Annotated in this window: 18 protein-coding genes; all 18 read right to left on the bottom strand. The window is 61.5% G+C overall.

What is annotated here, in order from left to right:
- Window position 1: 1 nt before the first annotated feature.
- The 18 genes from HA630_RS22430 to HA630_RS22345 all read right to left on the bottom strand — a co-directional run bounded on the left by HA630_RS22430 (window position 2) and on the right by HA630_RS22345 (window position 16,491).
- Window positions 2-1,060 (bottom strand): type II toxin-antitoxin system HipA family toxin, encoded by a 1,059-nt coding sequence (locus tag HA630_RS22430; protein WP_166833977.1) that lies wholly within the window; start codon window positions 1,058-1,060, stop codon window positions 2-4.
- 284 nt (window positions 1,061-1,344) lie between these two features.
- The gene (locus HA630_RS22425; RefSeq protein WP_166833975.1) at window positions 1,345-1,668 is read right to left on the bottom strand and encodes a helix-turn-helix domain-containing protein; all 324 of its coding nucleotides are present in this window, start codon (window positions 1,666-1,668) and stop codon (window positions 1,345-1,347) included.
- Between the two features lie 415 nt (window positions 1,669-2,083).
- Window positions 2,084-2,425, bottom strand: coding sequence for a DNA-binding transcriptional regulator (locus HA630_RS22420; RefSeq protein ID WP_166833973.1), 342 nt, complete (start codon window positions 2,423-2,425; stop codon window positions 2,084-2,086).
- Entirely contained in the window at window positions 2,415-2,792 is a 378-nt protein-coding gene (locus HA630_RS22415; RefSeq protein ID WP_166833971.1) for a type II toxin-antitoxin system RelE/ParE family toxin, read from the bottom strand. Before HA630_RS22415 ends, HA630_RS22420 begins: the two co-directional genes overlap by 11 nt.
- A 187-nt stretch (window positions 2,793-2,979) precedes the next feature.
- Window positions 2,980-3,645 (bottom strand): nucleotidyl transferase AbiEii/AbiGii toxin family protein, encoded by a 666-nt coding sequence (locus tag HA630_RS22410; RefSeq protein ID WP_166833969.1) that lies wholly within the window; start codon window positions 3,643-3,645, stop codon window positions 2,980-2,982.
- Window positions 3,642-4,124 (bottom strand): helix-turn-helix transcriptional regulator, encoded by a 483-nt coding sequence (locus tag HA630_RS22405; protein WP_166833967.1) that lies wholly within the window; start codon window positions 4,122-4,124, stop codon window positions 3,642-3,644. Before HA630_RS22405 ends, HA630_RS22410 begins: the two co-directional genes overlap by 4 nt.
- 160 nt (window positions 4,125-4,284) lie before the next feature.
- A complete protein-coding gene (locus tag HA630_RS22400; RefSeq protein ID WP_166833965.1) occupies window positions 4,285-5,604 on the bottom strand; it encodes a type II toxin-antitoxin system HipA family toxin in 1,320 nt (439 codons plus the stop codon).
- A complete protein-coding gene (locus HA630_RS22395; protein ID WP_166833964.1) occupies window positions 5,601-5,942 on the bottom strand; it encodes a helix-turn-helix domain-containing protein in 342 nt (113 codons plus the stop codon). Before HA630_RS22395 ends, HA630_RS22400 begins: the two co-directional genes overlap by 4 nt.
- Before the next feature lie 764 nt (window positions 5,943-6,706).
- Window positions 6,707-7,264, bottom strand: a complete 558-nt coding sequence (locus HA630_RS22390) for an alpha/beta hydrolase (RefSeq protein WP_166837858.1) — start codon at window positions 7,262-7,264, stop codon at window positions 6,707-6,709.
- Window positions 7,265-7,275: 11 nt separating this feature from the next.
- Window positions 7,276-7,917 (bottom strand): peroxiredoxin, encoded by a 642-nt coding sequence (locus tag HA630_RS22385; RefSeq protein WP_166837856.1) that lies wholly within the window; start codon window positions 7,915-7,917, stop codon window positions 7,276-7,278.
- 202 nt (window positions 7,918-8,119) lie between these two features.
- On the bottom strand, window positions 8,120-9,964 hold the full coding sequence (locus HA630_RS22380) for a family 2A encapsulin nanocompartment cargo protein cysteine desulfurase (protein WP_166837854.1): 1,845 nt from the start codon (window positions 9,962-9,964) through the stop codon (window positions 8,120-8,122).
- A gap of 15 nt (window positions 9,965-9,979) precedes the next feature.
- Window positions 9,980-10,909 (bottom strand): family 2A encapsulin nanocompartment shell protein, encoded by a 930-nt coding sequence (locus HA630_RS22375; RefSeq protein ID WP_166837852.1) that lies wholly within the window; start codon window positions 10,907-10,909, stop codon window positions 9,980-9,982.
- 62 nt (window positions 10,910-10,971) lie between these two features.
- Window positions 10,972-11,256: a helix-turn-helix domain-containing protein gene (locus HA630_RS22370; RefSeq protein ID WP_166837850.1), complete on the bottom strand. Its 285-nt coding sequence runs from the start codon at window positions 11,254-11,256 to the stop codon at window positions 10,972-10,974.
- The gene (gene epsC / locus HA630_RS22365; RefSeq protein ID WP_166837848.1) at window positions 11,253-12,203 is read right to left on the bottom strand and encodes a serine O-acetyltransferase EpsC; all 951 of its coding nucleotides are present in this window, start codon (window positions 12,201-12,203) and stop codon (window positions 11,253-11,255) included. Before epsC ends, HA630_RS22370 begins: the two co-directional genes overlap by 4 nt.
- Window positions 12,204-12,218: 15 nt before the next feature.
- Window positions 12,219-12,686: a rhodanese-like domain-containing protein gene (locus HA630_RS22360; RefSeq protein ID WP_166837846.1), complete on the bottom strand. Its 468-nt coding sequence runs from the start codon at window positions 12,684-12,686 to the stop codon at window positions 12,219-12,221.
- A gap of 184 nt (window positions 12,687-12,870) precedes the next feature.
- Entirely contained in the window at window positions 12,871-13,905 is a 1,035-nt protein-coding gene (locus tag HA630_RS22355; protein ID WP_166837844.1) for a porin, read from the bottom strand.
- Between the two features lie 119 nt (window positions 13,906-14,024).
- A complete protein-coding gene (locus HA630_RS22350) occupies window positions 14,025-15,044 on the bottom strand; it encodes a sulfonate ABC transporter substrate-binding protein (protein WP_243855624.1) in 1,020 nt (339 codons plus the stop codon).
- Between the two features lie 358 nt (window positions 15,045-15,402).
- Window positions 15,403-16,491, bottom strand: coding sequence for a cytochrome-c peroxidase (locus HA630_RS22345; protein WP_243855622.1), 1,089 nt, complete (start codon window positions 16,489-16,491; stop codon window positions 15,403-15,405).
- Window positions 16,492-16,506 lie beyond the last annotated feature (15 nt).

Genomic DNA, 16,506 nt, shown 5'->3' with positions numbered 1-16,506 from the left:
CTCACGCCCGCAACATGTGGCGTGCCTGCTGGACATGCACGTTGTTCAGAACCGGCTCCAGCCTAGCGATGTCGGCTCGGCTCATGTTCACGGAGAAATCCCGAGCGCGGTTTTGCCACAGCTGGAGGCAGTTGAGCTGATGGCGCAGTGCAACCCGTGCCTCCTGGTGCCCCAGTTCGAAGGCACTCGCCGCTTGCATCAAGGCTTGCACAGAGCCGCCGGGAGAAGGGGTTGCGTTGTGGCCGATTGACTCGGGCGTGGGAGGGTCCAGGCTGGGCGTCAGACCGCCAGCCGGGGCCAGCCGCCAGCGGTTGTGTCCGACATGAAGGAATCCCACCTTGCGCAGATCGGCATCGGCGTGGTTGATCAGCAGGTCGAAAAGCAGGCGGCGCCAAAGCTCGCGGGCATCGTCGGGGTAGTCTGCACAGTGGATACGCATCGCATCCAGCAGATCGAAACAGCTCATGCCATCGCCCGGCGCGGCTTGCAGCAAGGTATAGGCCGACTGGTAGGGGATGCGTGCACCGTCTGGGCGGCGGTCAAACCGTTCGACCAGCACGATCGGCTCTGACACGGGATGCTTGAGCCTGTGGTCGGCCACCCGTATGCCTGCAGTCCTGGCCAACTGGGCGGTGAGCACTTCCAGCCGGGTAATGGGAAATGTATCCCGATGACTGGGGAACTTGGCGACAGCCAGCTGGCCGTTGTCTTGGAACCAGCTGCATTTGGGCCGTTCACCCCCTAGGGCGGTGGCACTGTAGAGCAACCACAACAACTGGCACAGGTCTTCTTCTTGTCGCTCGAAGGCCTGGATCGCGACGGCGATGCTTTTCAAGCCCAAGTCCCACGGCACCAAAAACCGCTCGCGCTCCAAATTGACACGAGGTGAACCTGCCGGACGAAGCCTCAGGGCTCCCAGCCGGACGCTGTCCAGCACGACCGACAGCGCATCCATGGGGCTGGGCTCGTGCCCGGCAGGAGCAAAAGCGTCCAGCAATCCGCGCGCCTGCGCCCTCCTGAAAACCTTCAAGCCAAAGCCCTGGGCTTGCGTATCCGCCATGGCCCCAAAAACATTGCGGCCATCGCCTCCGGCTGGCTGGGTCCACTGGGTCGACCGTGTCCACCGCAGGTCCGCAGACGCCGAGTAGCCACCGGGCCTCTGGAGCCAACTGTTCATGTACCGAAATGACGAGCAAGGCCCGCCGCGTGTGGTGTGCAGGCACAACTCGCCCAATGACCGGCCTTCGTGACCGATGGAGACGGCCAGACGATTGGCGATGCGGGGGCCACAGGGACCGGTGGGCAAAAACGGGCCCAAGTCTGCAGAGTGCTCGGTGGCGTGCATCACAACTCGCCCTCCTCTTGTCGGGACTGGCGCACGCGCTTGGGCAGGCGTTTGTCCTGGAGCATCAGGCCGATGCGGTCGGTCGGGGTGTCGAGGAGTCCATTGGCGCACTGGATTTCGCCCATGACAAAAAGGACGCTGATGAGGTGCTGCAGCGCGGTGCCGGGGTCACCTTTCTCCAGGCGGCGAACGGTGCTGACCGAAGCGCCTATCTGCTCGGCCAGGTCGGCTTGGCTCCAGTGACGTCGGCGGCGTGCCCGGCCTATGTTGGTGCCCAGTTGCTTGAGCGTGCGCTGGACGGGGGGGGCAAGGGGTGGGGGCATGGTGGTCTCCGTGTCAATCATTGACCAGATTGAAACGTCACGACTCCGCCCTCAGCGCCCCAACCCACCCCACAAGATCACAAAACCATGGCCCAAATTTGAATGACGAGACCGTGTGAACCATCAAATCTGAAGGGTCACATGCCCAGTGCGTTGTCGATGGCACACGCAGTCGGTGCAAGCAACCACTTGGTCAGAGCCTGTGGCGGCGAGTCGTCTGATCTGAGACCGGGCAGGTACCGGCAAGAGCCAATGTGTCCGATCCTCCAGGTCGGTTGAGCGGAACGCATCGGGAACAGACATTGACAGCCGCACCTGACGGTCAAGGCCTGCACGACACGCCGGTCATTGCCCTGCGGTGGCTTCGACAGATCCAATATCCCTGATGGTGTGCAACCGGCCACCGGCACTCGATTTACAGCACGGCCTCCAAGCCCTTGCGCTCTAGCAGGTTGAGCAGCTTGAGTGATGGTCCACTGGGGTGTTTGTCACCCAATTCCCACTTGCGCACCGTGGACGGACTGGTGTTGAGCACCGAAGCCAGCACGGTCTGGCTGAGCTTCAAGTGCTCACGCAAGTTGCGAATGCGTTGGCTGTCGTAATGCGGGATTGGCTCTAGGCACAGGGCTTCCAGTTTTTGCTGCTTTCGCTTGTCAATGAAACCCAGCCGATCCAAGTCGGATGCGGTCTCGTGCACGGCCTCTAGAATCCGACTTTTGACTGGAACCTTGACCTGGGTCTTGGCTTTAGTGTCCATGGCAAATCTCCTGCAAGCTGCCGTCTTCCACGGCGGTGTTCAATTGGATAGCGGTCAGTCCCAGCAAAGAACCCGCCAGGGTCTGCAGCGCTTCCAATTCGGTGGACGTGATGTTGGCGCGCTCGTTCTTCTCAAAGCCGTAGACAAAGAACCAACGGCTGCCTTTGCGGGTGGCCACCAACGTGCGGGCACCGCCACGCTTGCCCCGACCGGGCAACGCCACGCGCTTCTTGACCACGTCGCCGCCCAGTTCGGCGTCGATCAACCCAGCCACCATTTCGTTGACTGCAGCACACAGTGAAGCATCGGTCAGGTCTGACTTTCTCAACCATCGGCTGAAATGGCGAGTTTTGAAGACGCGTCGCATTCAATAATTGTGCCACTTGGTGGCATACATTTCAATCCTTGATCGATGCGAATATTGCTTTGCGGCGTCCACCGCCCTACGCTGAACAGAACTCATGGACCCAGTCGGGAACGAGATGGGTCTTGGTGCAGCTGGGTAGCCATCAACGCATCTACGGAAGTGCCGATCGCGAATATCTCTTTCCAGCTCAAAGCGACCTCAGAAACTCCCCCGCCATCCGCTGTGCCTGATCGTACGTCACCCGGAAGTCCAGGCGGTCGATCGCATCGAACTGCAGCTTCAACACTGCCTTGCGCTGCTCAAGCTGGCTGAGAAACGCCTCGCGGTGGCGGACCAGATATTTCCTGGCACTTTCCAGTGCATGGGGCTCACGTTCAATCACCAAAGCCAAGTCAAACAGGTCTCGCGCCGCTGCGCGATCCCCGCGGTGCCAGAGTTTCTTGGCCACGATTTCCGCAGAGGTCTCCACCCTCACCCGCCGCCCTAGCAACCGCCACAGCTCGAACGGCTCTGCGGTCAGGTTCGGCGAGGCCACAAAGTCAATCTCGCCCTCGGGCCGCAGCAGCTTGATGTACCCTGGTCCTTCGACATAGTCCTGCGTCACGGACTCGGCCACATCACTCAAGCGCGGAGAGACGAAACCCAGATACTGCGGATCGGGCACGAAAATGTCGATGTCCTTGCTGACCCGATGGCGGTGTCGAAGCATCAGCACAGTGCCACCACCAAACGTCCAGACAGGATCGCTGATGCCGTGCTGGGTGATTTCGTCGATCAGGGCATAGGCATGGCGCAGCAGGTCCTGCCAAATGCCTGGTGGCAAGTTGGAGGGCGTTTGCTCACCGGCACTCATGCCCACACCGCCCTTGGCGATTGCAAGTCATGGGCCCACTGCAGCAGATGTTTCCACAGCGTCTTTGCGGGGCAATGGGTGTGGCGTGCGATTTCTTCCACGGCACCCACGATGAGTGGCAACGGTGCTTCATCGAGCAGAGTGGCTACCTGGGGCGTGATGTTGGCCGGCAGTTGCCCCTCCACCAGCGCAGCGGCCAACGCCTCGGGTGTCAGCACGTCTTTGTAGCTCACGCTGGCCGTGCGGCTGGCCAGAGCCAAAGCGTTATCCCGCTTCGGACGTTCTGCGGCATCCATCGTCAGCCCCAGCAGGTCCAGCAGTGCGATGAGCTTGGCGGCACCCAGGTCAACGATCGTGCCGGTTTCCAGTTGGTTGATCGTCGCGCGCGACAAGCTGCTGAGCCGGGCAAGCCTGGCCTGTGACAGGCCCAGGAGCTGACGACGCTGTTTGACGAGTTGGCCTATAGACAGCAAGTTCATGGGCGAATTGGAGCACAGGCAAGATTTTAATGTCAAACATATTCGACATATTTTATAAGACCATGATCATTCAAAAGTGCCTCGGCCCTATCGCGCCCTGGGCAACTCGGCCTCGCGCACCCTTGCCGACTGCTGCAAAACGGTTGCCGGGCAGCGTGTTTTATCCGGCTCGATGGCTTTGGGCTATGGCAGACTTCCGCCTGCGTGAGGGGCTGGAAATCCCCTCGGCTTCCCGCAAGACCGACTCGCTGCTGTCAGAGAGTTGCTCGCTGAGCGCAAAGGCGCTGCGCACCCCCGAGATCGCCTCGGGCGTGACGCCTGCAGCCGCCAGATCACGCTCCCAGCGCTGGGCCACCCGGCCTGCGGCCTGGATCAGCCACTGGGCGGCCTCTGTGGCAGATGCATAGCCCATGCGCAAAGAGGCCTCCAGCAGTCGCTCGACGCTCACGGCCGTACCGCCGCGGATCTCGACCCCCATGCTGAGGGAGCCCCGGTAGCCGACCAGTGGTGTGATGTCGAAGGCTGGGGCCAGGCGCCAAGCCTCCTTGACTCGGTAGAAGGCATGGTTGCGCGGGTGGTCGTCACCGTTGCCGACCAGGGCGTTGAAGCACATGCGGCGCCATAGCTCTCGGATGTCGTTCTGCACATCGTCGCTGTGACGCGACCAGGTCCTGAGCTTGTCGGCCAGTGCCAGGTACGAGCGCGATGGGGCTCCAGCGACAGTGCCGGGCTGCAGTTGCAGCGCCGTGTGAGCGGAGGCATACAGGCGCTTGCAGGGCGCCTTGGGGTCGCCGTGTCGGTCAAAGCGCTGCACCAGGAGGACGGCCACATCGGCGACGGTCTCAAGACGAATGTCCGGGACGGTGATGTCGCACTCGCCCGCCAGGGTCATGCAGACGAATTCCTTCGCCGGCAAAAACGGCATGTCATTGCGGGCCTGCATCTTGGCGATCCAAAGGCGGCCATCGAACTCAACCGTGGCCTTGGGCCTGTCACCACCCGCGCTGGTGGCCATATCGCCCAGCATGTCCTTGATCGCCCTCGCTCTGGGCTGGCCAGCCTCCAGTTGTTCGATGTGGTACTTCAGAGCGTCGAGGCTGTGCGCCTGACTGCGAAGCTTTCTGTCTATGTCGGCGCAGGCCGCAACAGCCCCCGCTGCGTCCCCTGCGCCCAGTTCCAGAAGCTCGATCCGGGTCAGCGTCCTGTCTCGACCATGGAGGTTCTGCAAAAGGTCTTCGCCGTACCCGGCGGGGCAAGCGTCCATGACCACGCCTGGAATGCCCTCTGGAGCGTTCACAGGAACGCCATGGGCGCCCGCCATCCTCAGTGACACCGGATCCAGAGGCGTGGCCTTGGGATGCACCCTGAAGTCCGTGGAGTACAGGAAGCGCCCCCTATGGGACCCTTCGATTCGCAGCTCTCCAGCCAGGATGGGTTCGGTCTCTTCGGGCATCCACACCCAGACGGGGACCGAATTCATCGGGAACTCCCGCGCATCAGATCCCCACGGACAGTGGACGAGGCGGTGGTGGAGCCCATGAGCTTGGTGACCCCCGCCTCTGTGACCATTTCATCGCGGGCAGGGTCCAGCAGGGAATCCACCTGGCCGAGCAGCTGCAGGACATCCAGCAACCGGAAGACATTTCCGATGGACGCACCGGGGTGACCGCCCTCGATGCCCACCACAGTAGAGAGTCCAACGCCCGCGGCTGCAGCCAACTCCGGCTGGGTGTAGCCCCGTGCTTTGCGAGCGATGGCGATGCGGCGACCCAGGTCGAGCATGGCTTGCTCTACGGAAAGGGGGTAAGGCGTGCGCATGATTATGTTATTGGAACACATACCAACAGAAAATGCTCCAAAAACAACATTTATCAACCAACATCCTCTTCGACAGTCTTGCTGGCGGTGCACTCAGCGCGGTACCGCTCTGTGAAGAAGATAAAAGGGCACGTCAAAAGTCGTCGGCCGGAGCCCCCAGCTGCGCGGCCACGTCAGCTTGGCCCCATGGACGTCGGCGGCAAGCACTGCATGTGTGGATACCCAGTTGTCCGAGCGCGCGATGGACGGGCGGCGCATGGGATGAGGGCCTGGTGGACTCCGCACCGAAACGCTCACCAGATTGCATATTCGGAGCACCGCCTTCAGCACACCAACCAACACGATCGCGAGAAACATGACGCAGATCTGATCGACAGGACAGCGTGAATGATCAAATCTGGACCCTTGCACGCCGAGTAAGCAATCCAGTACGAACACGCATCGTGAAAGATGCCACCCTCACCAACTCCAGTGGTGGTGAGTAGTCTCATCTGAGACAGAGCAGGTACTGGAAAAAGCCCAACAACCCAATGTGTCGATCCCCTAGGCAGGCTGACAGGAATGCAGCGAACTCGGTGAGTAGGCACTGCGCGGCGAGCGGCCGGTCTTTGTCGCATCTCGGTCGTCCAGGCTCCAGCCGGATGGCCTATGACTGATCGGTCTAACACGAAGACGAGTCGTTTAACGACGTTGCCCGGTCTGGTGACTTCCGAGTGACCGCTATCGCGGCGACAATCGACAACCCGCTGGTCAGGCCGAGACCGTCAGACCTTAACCAATCGATCTTCGCGATTCATGGGGCGGTTCAGTGTCTGCAGCAGAGCAAAACCCAACGGCCAAGGACCGTGACCAGACTCCACATTGATGTGCCCGGCGTCGTTCAGACGCAAAAAATCGCTGCCCCATGCGCGAGCGTAGGCGCCAGCCAACCGAACGGGACAATAGGGATCGTTGCCACTGGCCACCAAGATACTTGGATAGGGCAAGGGCTGGTAAGGCACAGGAGCAAAATCGGCTAACACACCTCGGCGTTCTGGGTCTGCCGGCGCTACCAACAATGCCGCATGGATACGATGATGCACGTCGCAAGGCAGATGAGTCACAGTAATGCAGCCTAGGCTGTGCGCTGCCAGCACCACTGGCCCATCCACCGCCTCGATCGTTTCGCGCAAGCGCTCTACCCAGGCCCGTCGCAAGGGCGACACCCAGTTGTCCTGCACCACCCGTCGCGCGCCGGGAATGGCGTCGGCCCACAGCGTTTGCCAATGGCCAGGGCCGGAGTCCCTCCAACCGGGCACGATGACGACGGTGGGCTGGTTCATGGCCCCCACCTTCAACGGTTGGGTTGCGACGTCAGCCGCAAGTAGGGGCGCACCGCCCGGTAGCCCTGGGGAAAACACTGGGCAATTTCCTCGGGGTCTTGCAGGCTGGGAACGATGACCACATCCTGCCCCTGCTGCCAATTGGCAGGCGTGGCCACCTTGTGGCTGTCAGTAAGCTGCAACGAATCGATGAGCCTAAGGATTTCGTCAAAGTTGCGCCCGGTACTGGCCGGATAGGTCAACGTGGCGCGGATGACTTTTTTGGGATCGATTACGAACACGCTGCGCACCGTGGCGGTGGCCAACGCCTTGGGGTGGATCATGTCATACAGCGTGGCCACCTGACGGTCGACATCGGCAAGGATGGGGAAATCCACCGTGACCTGCTGCGTTTCATTGATGTCCAGCACCCAGCGATCGTGGGATTCGAGGGGGTCCACACTGACCGCGATGGGTTTGACCTGACGGCGTGCAAACTCGACCGAGAGCGCGGCCGTCTTGCCAAGCTCGGTGGTACAAACCGGCGTGAAGTCGGCGGGGTGAGAGAACAAGACCACCCAGTGCGGGCCAGCCCACTCATGAAAATGGATAGGACCTTGGGTGGATTGCTGGACAAAATCGGGCGCGGTGTCGCCGAGGCGCAAAGTGGTCATGGTTTCAATCAGTGGCCTGCTTAAAATCTGATTGTCTGGACCTTGCGGCTACGGGGCAAAGGATGAATTCGTGCATGCATATGCTTTTTTTAAGGAATGCGTGCCGCACCCTCGAAGGAACACGGACGCTCGCGGACAGGTCCAGAGGGCCCAGGCACGGGCCCAGATGGCTAGATCTGTAAGCGTCAGACTTCCAGATTTGTTAGCGCCGGGCGCTGAGGTTTCGCACGACGGCGATGAAACGATCCACCTCTTCACAGGTGTTGTAAAACGCCAGCGAAGGTCTCACCGTGGTTTCCAAACCAAAACGACGCAAAATCGGTTGGGCGCAATGGTGTCCAGTTCGTACCGCGATGCCCTCCCTGTTGAGCGCCTGCCCCACCTCGTCTGTCGAATATCCTGCCAGCACAAATGACAGCACACTGGCTTTGTCAGCTGCCGTCCCCACCAAACGCACGCCGGGTATGGGCTTGAGCTGCGCCGTGGCGTATTCCAGCAACACGTGCTCGTAAGCGCCGATGTTTTCGATGCCAATTTGCTCCACGTACTCCAGTGCAGCACCCAGACCCACCGCATCGGCAATGTTCCCCGTGCCCGCCTCAAACCGGGTCGGTGGACTGTGGTACACGGTTTTATCGAAGGTGACGTCGGCAATCATGTTGCCCCCACCTTGCCAGGGTGGCATGTCTTCCAGAATGGCGCGTTTGCCGTAGACCACGCCAATGCCAGTAGGGCCAAAAATCTTATGTCCTGAAAACACGAAAAAATCGGCGTCAATCGACTGCACATCCACCCGCATGTGGGACACGGACTGAGCGCCATCGACCAGCGCCTTGGCACCCGCCGCATGCGCCAGCGCCACGATCTCGCGCACCGGCACCACCGTACCCAACGCGTTGCTCACCTGCGTGACGGATACGATTTTGGTACGCGGCGACAGCAGCTTCTGGTACTCGCTCAAAATCACCTGGCCCGTGTCGTCGACCGGGATCACCTTGAGCGTTGCGCCTTTTTGCATCGCCAGCTGCTGCCAGGGCACGATGTTGGCGTGGTGTTCAAGGTGACTGACAATGATCTCGTCGCCCGCACCCACGTTCTGCACGCCCCAGGTCTTGGCCACCAGGTTGATGGCTTCGGTGGTACCGCGTACAAAGATGACCTCTTCGGTACTTCCTGCGTTGATGAAGCGGCGCACGGTCTCGCGCGCCTTCTCGTAAGCGTCCGTTGCCCGAGCGGCCAGTTCGTGGGCCGCACGATGAATGTTCGAGTTTTCGTGCTCGTAAAAGTACGCAATGCGGTCGATGACGGCTTGTGGCTTCTGGGTGGTGGCCGCGTTGTCAAACCACACCAAGGGCTTGCCGTTGACCCGTTCCCGCAGGATCGGGAAGTCGCGGCGCACAGCGTTCAAATCGAACGCTGGACGGGTTGCGGCTGGCACAGGCGCCAGGGCCGACACTTCGCGGCGCTCGTTGCCAGGCAGCCCCGCCACGTCAGGGCTCAGAAAATAGTAGCCGCTGCCCACGCCTGGCAACCCAGAGGCTACAGGCGCACGGTTGAGCGACAGTTCGGCCCCCAGCAATTGGCGCAAGGCCGCATCACCTGGCAAGCCAAACGACTCGGCCGTGGGCACACCCAGGGCATGGCTGCCGAGGCGACCGTCGTAACCGGGCGCCGCTTCCAGCGCATGGTCGGGTACACCATTGGCAGCAGGCGCATGGGGCACCAGCGCTGGCGCAGACGCAACTGCGTTGAGTGGCGTTTGCGGCGAGGTAGGTGCCAAGTTGCTACCGGGCAAGGCACCCACCACGGGCACCGCAGCCGGTGTGGACGGCCCGAAACTGCCGGGCGGCAAGCTCAAACCAGCAGGTTGGGGGTTGGCCGGTACCGGCACACCACCCACGGCCGAAGTGGCCTGTAAGCCCCCCGCGCTACCGGGCGCCGGACCAGGCAAGGCCGCGAACATCTGGCTGGCCAGCCGCGCCAGGTCGGCGGGGTTGGGCAGTCCAGTGGGCACGCTGGCGCCTGCCGCTGAAAGTTGGTCAGACATGGGTTGTCCGCCTTGTCACTTGTAGGTATCGGGGTAGTCGTGGAATTTGCCGATCTCGACATCTTCCAGCACTGCCAGCGCGTCTGCCGTTTGCACCGCAAGTGAGCAGTACAAACTGATCAGGTACGACGCAATGGCGCTGCGGTTGATGCCCATGAAACGCACCGACAGGCCCGGGCTCTGTTCACCGGGGAGGCCCGGCTGGTAGAGACCGACCACACCCTGACGCTTTTCGCCCACGCGCAGCAACAGGATTTTGGTCTTGCCATCGGCCACCGGCACCTTGTCCGATGGAATCAGTGGAATCCCACGCCAGGTCAGGAACTGGCTGCCAAACAGGCTCACCGTTGGCGGGGGCACGCCGCGGCGGGTGCACTCACGGCCAAAGGCAGCAATGGCCAGCGGGTGGGTCAGGAAGAAGGCAGGTTCTTTCCAGACCTTGGTCAGGAGTTCGTCCAGGTCGTCGGGCGTGGGCGCCCCGGTCAACGGGTAGGTGATCTGGTCGGGGTGGACGCTGGCGAGCAGGCCATAGTCCGGGTTGTTGATAAGCTCGGACTCCTGCTTCTCCTTGATCGTCTCGATGGTCAGGCGCAGTTGTTCCTTGATTTGGTCGTGCGGGCTGGAATACAGGTCGGACACGCGGGTGTGAACGTCGAGTACCGTAGAGACCGCGTTCAGAAAGTACTCGCGGGGCTGGGCGTCGTAGTCCACGAAGGTTTGCGGCAGCTCACTCTCGTCGCGCTTCGCACAAGCCACCAGCACGTCTCCGGGGTTCTTGACCTGGTTGAGGCGATAAATGCCCGCCTCCACCGGGATCCACTGCAGCAGGTGGGTCAACCAGCGTGGGGTGATGGTGGACAAGACCGGAGCGGTCTTGGTGGCATTGGCCAATTGGCGGGCGGCGTTGTCACTCAGCGCCAGCTGGGTGGAGGAATGTTCGGACATGAAAAGCTCCCGGTGCGGGTTGATAGATTCGTGTTTGAGTGTCTGACGCCAGCACCCATCGCTCAACAGGCTATAGACGTCAAAAGTAGACGGCGGGCGGTCTGTGTTCGCTCTTGCGCCTCAGCCTCTTGCAGCAGCAAGCTGGGCGTGGTGCCCAATGCGCGGGCCAGCTTGAGCAAGGTCAACAACGACGGGATGGCTTCACCGCGCTCCAATTCGCCCACGTAGGACCGGTTGAGGTTGGCCGCCTCGGCCAGCCTTTCCTGAGACCACCGACGTGCATCGCGCTGGCGGCGCAGCGTCAATCCCATGTTCATGACCAGCAAAGCTCCCGTATCGGTGGTCATCCGGCCACCTCCACAGGCACCCTGCCCGCCTCCTCGAACCGCGCTTGCGTCAAGTGGACGCCCGGCGGCACATCGTGGGTGACCCAGAGATTGCCACCGATGGTGGCCCCCGCACCGATGGTGACGCGCCCCAGCACGGTGGCACCGGCATAAATCACCACGTCGTCCTCAATGTTGGGGTGACGAGGCAATCCCTTCTTGAGGTGACCCTGCGCATCGACCGGAAAGCGCTTCGCACCGAGCGTGACGGCCTGATAGATACGGACCCGCTCGCCTATGGTGGCGGTTTCACCGATCACCACGCCGGTGCCGTGGTCGATGAAAAATCCAGATCCGATGCGGGCACCCGGGTGAATGTCGATGCCGGTTTCACCGTGGGCGATTTCAGCAATCAAGCGCGCCAACATCGTGGCGCCCAAGCCGTGAAGGGTGTGCGCCAGCCGATGGTTGATGATGGCGTGCACGCCGGGATAACACAGCAACACCTCGTCAACGCTGTGGGCCGCCGGATCGCCGTGAAACGCGGCCAGCACATCGGTGTCGAGCAACCGGCGGATACCCGGTAACGCATCGGCAAAAGCTTGGACGATGGTGAGCGCACGGGCCTCAATCTCTCGGGGACTCAAATGGGCGTGCCTGGCCGAGTGCTGCAGTTCAAGCCGTACCTGTCCCAGCAGTGCGTGAAGCGCCTTGTCCAGTGTGACGCCGACGTAGTAATCCTCCACTTCCTGCCGCAACTCGGGTGGGCCCAAGCGCATGGGAAACAGCACACCGCGCAGGTCGGCCAAAATGGCTTGCAGAACGTCACGCGACGGAAGGTCTCGCCCACCGGGCTCCAAAGATCTCCCTTGCGCCGCCCGCCAAGAGCGCCGGACCGACTTCAATTCCGCCACCACAGCGCCCACATCGAGCGCGGCGTGCGGCACAGGCTTGGATTCAACTGTCATACCAAGGCCTTCTGGTCAGTCTTGCACCCAGGGCAACCCACGGAACCGCCAGCCGTCGCTTTTGCCGCGCTGCTGCAGCTCGTCCAGATCGCCCTCAAACCCTTCGATGACGTTGTAGACATGCTGCAGACCGGCACTGGCTGCGGCCTGCGCAGCCAGAGTTGACCGCTTCCCACTGCGGCACAACAGCAGCACCGGCAGGGCCTGGTTGGTCTTGGCCTCCAGCTCACGCAAAAAACGGGGATTGCGGGTCAGTGCCGTGCCGGCGGCCCAAGGCACATGGAGACTGCCGGGCACATGGCCTACAAACTTGCGTTCTTCTGCGGTGCGCACGTCCACCAACTGCGCCAAACCCGCTTGGACCAACTGCCAGGCTTGTACCGGCGTCACGCCACCGGCATACCCCAAACCTGCTGCTTGTGCCAGGTCTCGAGCCTGCCGTAAAACAGGTGACTCCACTGCCTCATCAATTGCTGCATTCATCACGTTCTCCAATGGGTGGGAGGCTCATGCACTCCCTTGAATCTCCAACTGTATGGGGTGGCCTTTCAATCAAAAAGGAAGTTTTTTACACATCCATATTTAAAAATCGAGGAGCAATCGTTTGAATAAAAAAAGGCCCCCAGAAGGGGCCAAAAGGAAGGACCGGGTGATTCTTCAGAGTAAATCAGAAATCGTGGCGGATGCCAGCGGCGTACAGGCGCTCGTCGGCCGACTTAACGCCGGTCACAGCGTTCTTGCGGCTGGTGTCGCGCCAGCCGGCGTACAGGCTGGTGCGCTTGGACAGCGAGTAGGTGGCGCCCACGGCAAAGCCCGAGCCCTTGGCGGTGGTGGCGCCGGCGGCGTTCTTGGCCTTGCTGCTGGCGTAGCCCACAGAGATGTTGAACTTGTCCAGCGGCACGTTCACGCCGATGCTGTACTCGTTGTCTTTGGTGTTGGTCGCATCTTTGGCTTGCTGGTAGCCGGCCGACAGGCGGGTCACGCCGAAGTTGTACGCGCCAGACAATGCGGTGTACTTGATTTCGGGGTTGCCGTTCAAGTAGGTCTCTTGCTTCTGGGTGGCGACACCCAGGTCCAGCGCGCCAACTTTGTAGCGGGCGTTGAGGGCAGTGACCTTCACACCGTTCTTTGTGGGATCGGCGTTGACGGCCTCTTCATCAAACGCGTAGCTCAGGCCCACGGTGAAGCCAGCAAAAGAGGGCGACTCGTAACGGACCTGGTTGCTGGCGCGGCTGGAGTAGTCGCTGCGACCGGTGCCGTACACGTTTTTGGTGGGGGTGAACTCGGAATCCCACAGGCTGCTGCTGACGGCCAGGTCGCGGATGTCGTCGAAGCTGGTGTCGGTGCGGCCCAGTTTGACGGTGCCGAAACCGCCGGTCAGACCGACGATGGCGGTGCGGTCGCCCAGGGTGGTGGCACGGGCGGCGCCGCTCTGGCTGTTGGTGCCAGGAGCGTCGGGGTCCAGCGTGGTTTCGATTTGGAAGATGGCTTTGAGGCCACCACCGAGGTCTTCGGTGCCACGGAAGCCCAGGCGGCTGGTGGTCAGCAGGCCGCTGGACACGACAGACTTGCTGGCGTTGGTCAGTTGGTTCTTTTCGCTGCCCACCGACAGGTCCAGGCGGCCGTACACCGACACGTTGGATTGGGCGGCGGCGGCGCCAGCAAGGGCCGTCACACCCAAGGCAATCAGATGCTTTTTCATGGTTGAAATCCAATAAATTCAGGGAATGCAGAGGTTAATGAAAGAACACATACCCCAAAAGGAACAAATTCACATAACTCTATTCATTTTGCGGATAAGCAAGTCACTCAGAATCCCATTCACTTCAATGCCGGGTGCCGCCACACGATTTCTTGAACCTTCAGTTTGCGCGGAATAATGCCAAGATTGTGAAATGTGTCTGCCAGCTGCTGCTGCAACGCCACATGCGCGTCCGTCACTGGCCCCAAAGCAAAGTCGGCACGCGCAAACGCGGTGGACCAGGATTGGACGTCGATCCCAGTGGCTTCGGCTGCAAGAGCAGCCAACGCTCCGCGGTTCTGGCCAGCCCACAGGGTCACTTTCCGCACCTCATCCAACACGGCAACCAAGACTTCCGGGTGCTGCTGCGCAAATGCGCGTGAAGCGATGTAAAAGGACGAACTGGCCAGGGACTTGTCACGTGTGTCGGCAATGGCGCGGGCTTGGTACCTCGCCTCGGCGATGGCCACGTATGGGTCCCAGACGACCCAAGCGTCGATGTTGCCGCCGTTGAAAGCGGCCGTGGCATCGGCGGGAGACAAGTAGGTGGGCACGACATCGTTCAGCGTCAGACCTGCCTGTGCCAACGCCTTCACGGCCACATTCTGCGCACTGGATCCCTTGCCAAAAGCCACCTTCTTGCCCTTGAGATCGGCGAGTGACTGGATCGCGGAGTGCTGCGGCACCAGCACGGCATGCTGCGCCGAAGGCGTGGCAGCGGCATAGACCAGGTAGGCGCCACCTGCCTGAGCAAATATCGGCGGCGTATCGCCCACCGACCCCAAATCGATGGCCCCCGCGCCCAGGGCCTCCAACATGGGCGGTCCGAACTGGAACTCCACCCATTTGACGCTGTGAATCCCCAAGGCCTTGAGACGGGCTTCGATCACCTGCTGTTTTTTGGTCAACACCAGAATGGCCGCCCCCTTCTGGTAACCGATTCGAACCTCTTTGGGCAACGGATTGGACATCGCATGCCCAGGAAACATGATTGCGACCAAAGTGGCGAGAGTCACCCAGACCATGCGGCGGGCCAGATGTGTGAAGTGCGTGAAAGTGTGCATATGCTTGGTGCGAACGTCTGCGTTGATGCCGGACATGCCGCCAGACTGCTGATCGGGCTGTGCGATGCCTAAACGGATGAACACCCGTGACCGGACTGGAAAATCCAGCCCATAGCGAGCGGGGAGAGATGGCCTTTGGAGCCACGGCCTCGAAAGGATTGCCTGCAGCACACTGGCTCATAGGGGTATATCCCTCACGCCCCCATTGCACCAGCCAGCTCCCCGGCCTGACAACGAAGAAAACCGTTGGGGGTTATGCGAAATTTGCGTCCCGACAGGCCCTCGGTCCGATCCATCAAACGTTACGGCGAGGCTCGCCCAGGGCCTATGGGATTGCAACAACGACCGCAGCCGTCGCTTCAGTCAGATTCGGATTGCATCACCTACGGGGACGTCACAACGTCCGGAGAAACGCGATCAACGCCTGCACATCGGCTTCAGTGAGAGACAGGGGCTTCAGGTGTGATGAGACTCGAGCAGCACAACGCCGCAGTGGATCGGCCGCCTCAACAGCGTTGCGAATTCGAGGATCGCCTCCTCCGCGCACATAAAGTCGTACCACGCCCTCCAAGTTTGCAAAGAGTCCATGGTGCATGTAGGGGGCCGTCAGCGCCACGCTTCGAAGGGTAGGGGTTCGGAATCGGCCGGCATCTTCGCACTGAAGGCTCACCCCGTAGCGACCCAGATCCTGCTTCGGTTCGCCGTAAAAAGCGATGCCCAGGTTGTGAAACCCTCCATCACTGAATCTGGGCCCGAAATGGCAATTAGCGCAGCGCGCATGGGTGCGAAAGAGATGTAGACCACGCACCTCGACATCGCTGAGCGCCTGGTGATCGCCAGTGACGAACCGGTCGAAACGGCTGACATGCTGCAACCCCCTCTGGAAAGCCACCAGTGCCGCACCCAGCACATCGGGCCATGTTTCCGAACGCTCCGACCAGACCGTCAGACGGTCCGCTAGGTCGGGCAGGGTCTGCAAGTGCCGCACCAGATCACGTGGCGATGCATGCCCCATCTCCAGAAAGTCGGTGAGGGGTCGCACCGACTGGGCCTCCAGGCTCCGCCCGTGGCCATCCCAACCCCACTGCAGCTCTGCGGCCACACCGAGTAAGGCGGGAGGGTTGCGCCGCCCCACCCGCCCTTGCACACCACTACCGACCGCACTGCGAACCGTCCACCCTTGCTCGGGTCGATGACAACTCGCACAGGACACGCGGCCATCGGATGACAGGCGTGGATCAAAAAAGAGACGGGCGCCCAGGCTGGCCAGCGCGCTGTCGCGCACTGGCGGCGCAGCAGCGCGGCGAGGCAGTGCCCCCAGTTCCTCAAAAGGCACACCAGGGTCAATGACAGGGGCAGGCCATTGGCTCAGCGGTCGTGTGTAGGCGCTGCGAAGCACCCCATCCGTCTGAGCAGAAGCCGGCAACTGGGCCCAACAGCCCAGTCCAATGAGCAAGCAGACGAACCTGAGCCAACCAGCCATGGAGACGCCGTCCCG

This window comes from Aquabacterium sp. A08 (genome assembly GCF_011742065.1).
This window is presented reverse-complemented; position numbering and strand designations above follow the sequence as displayed.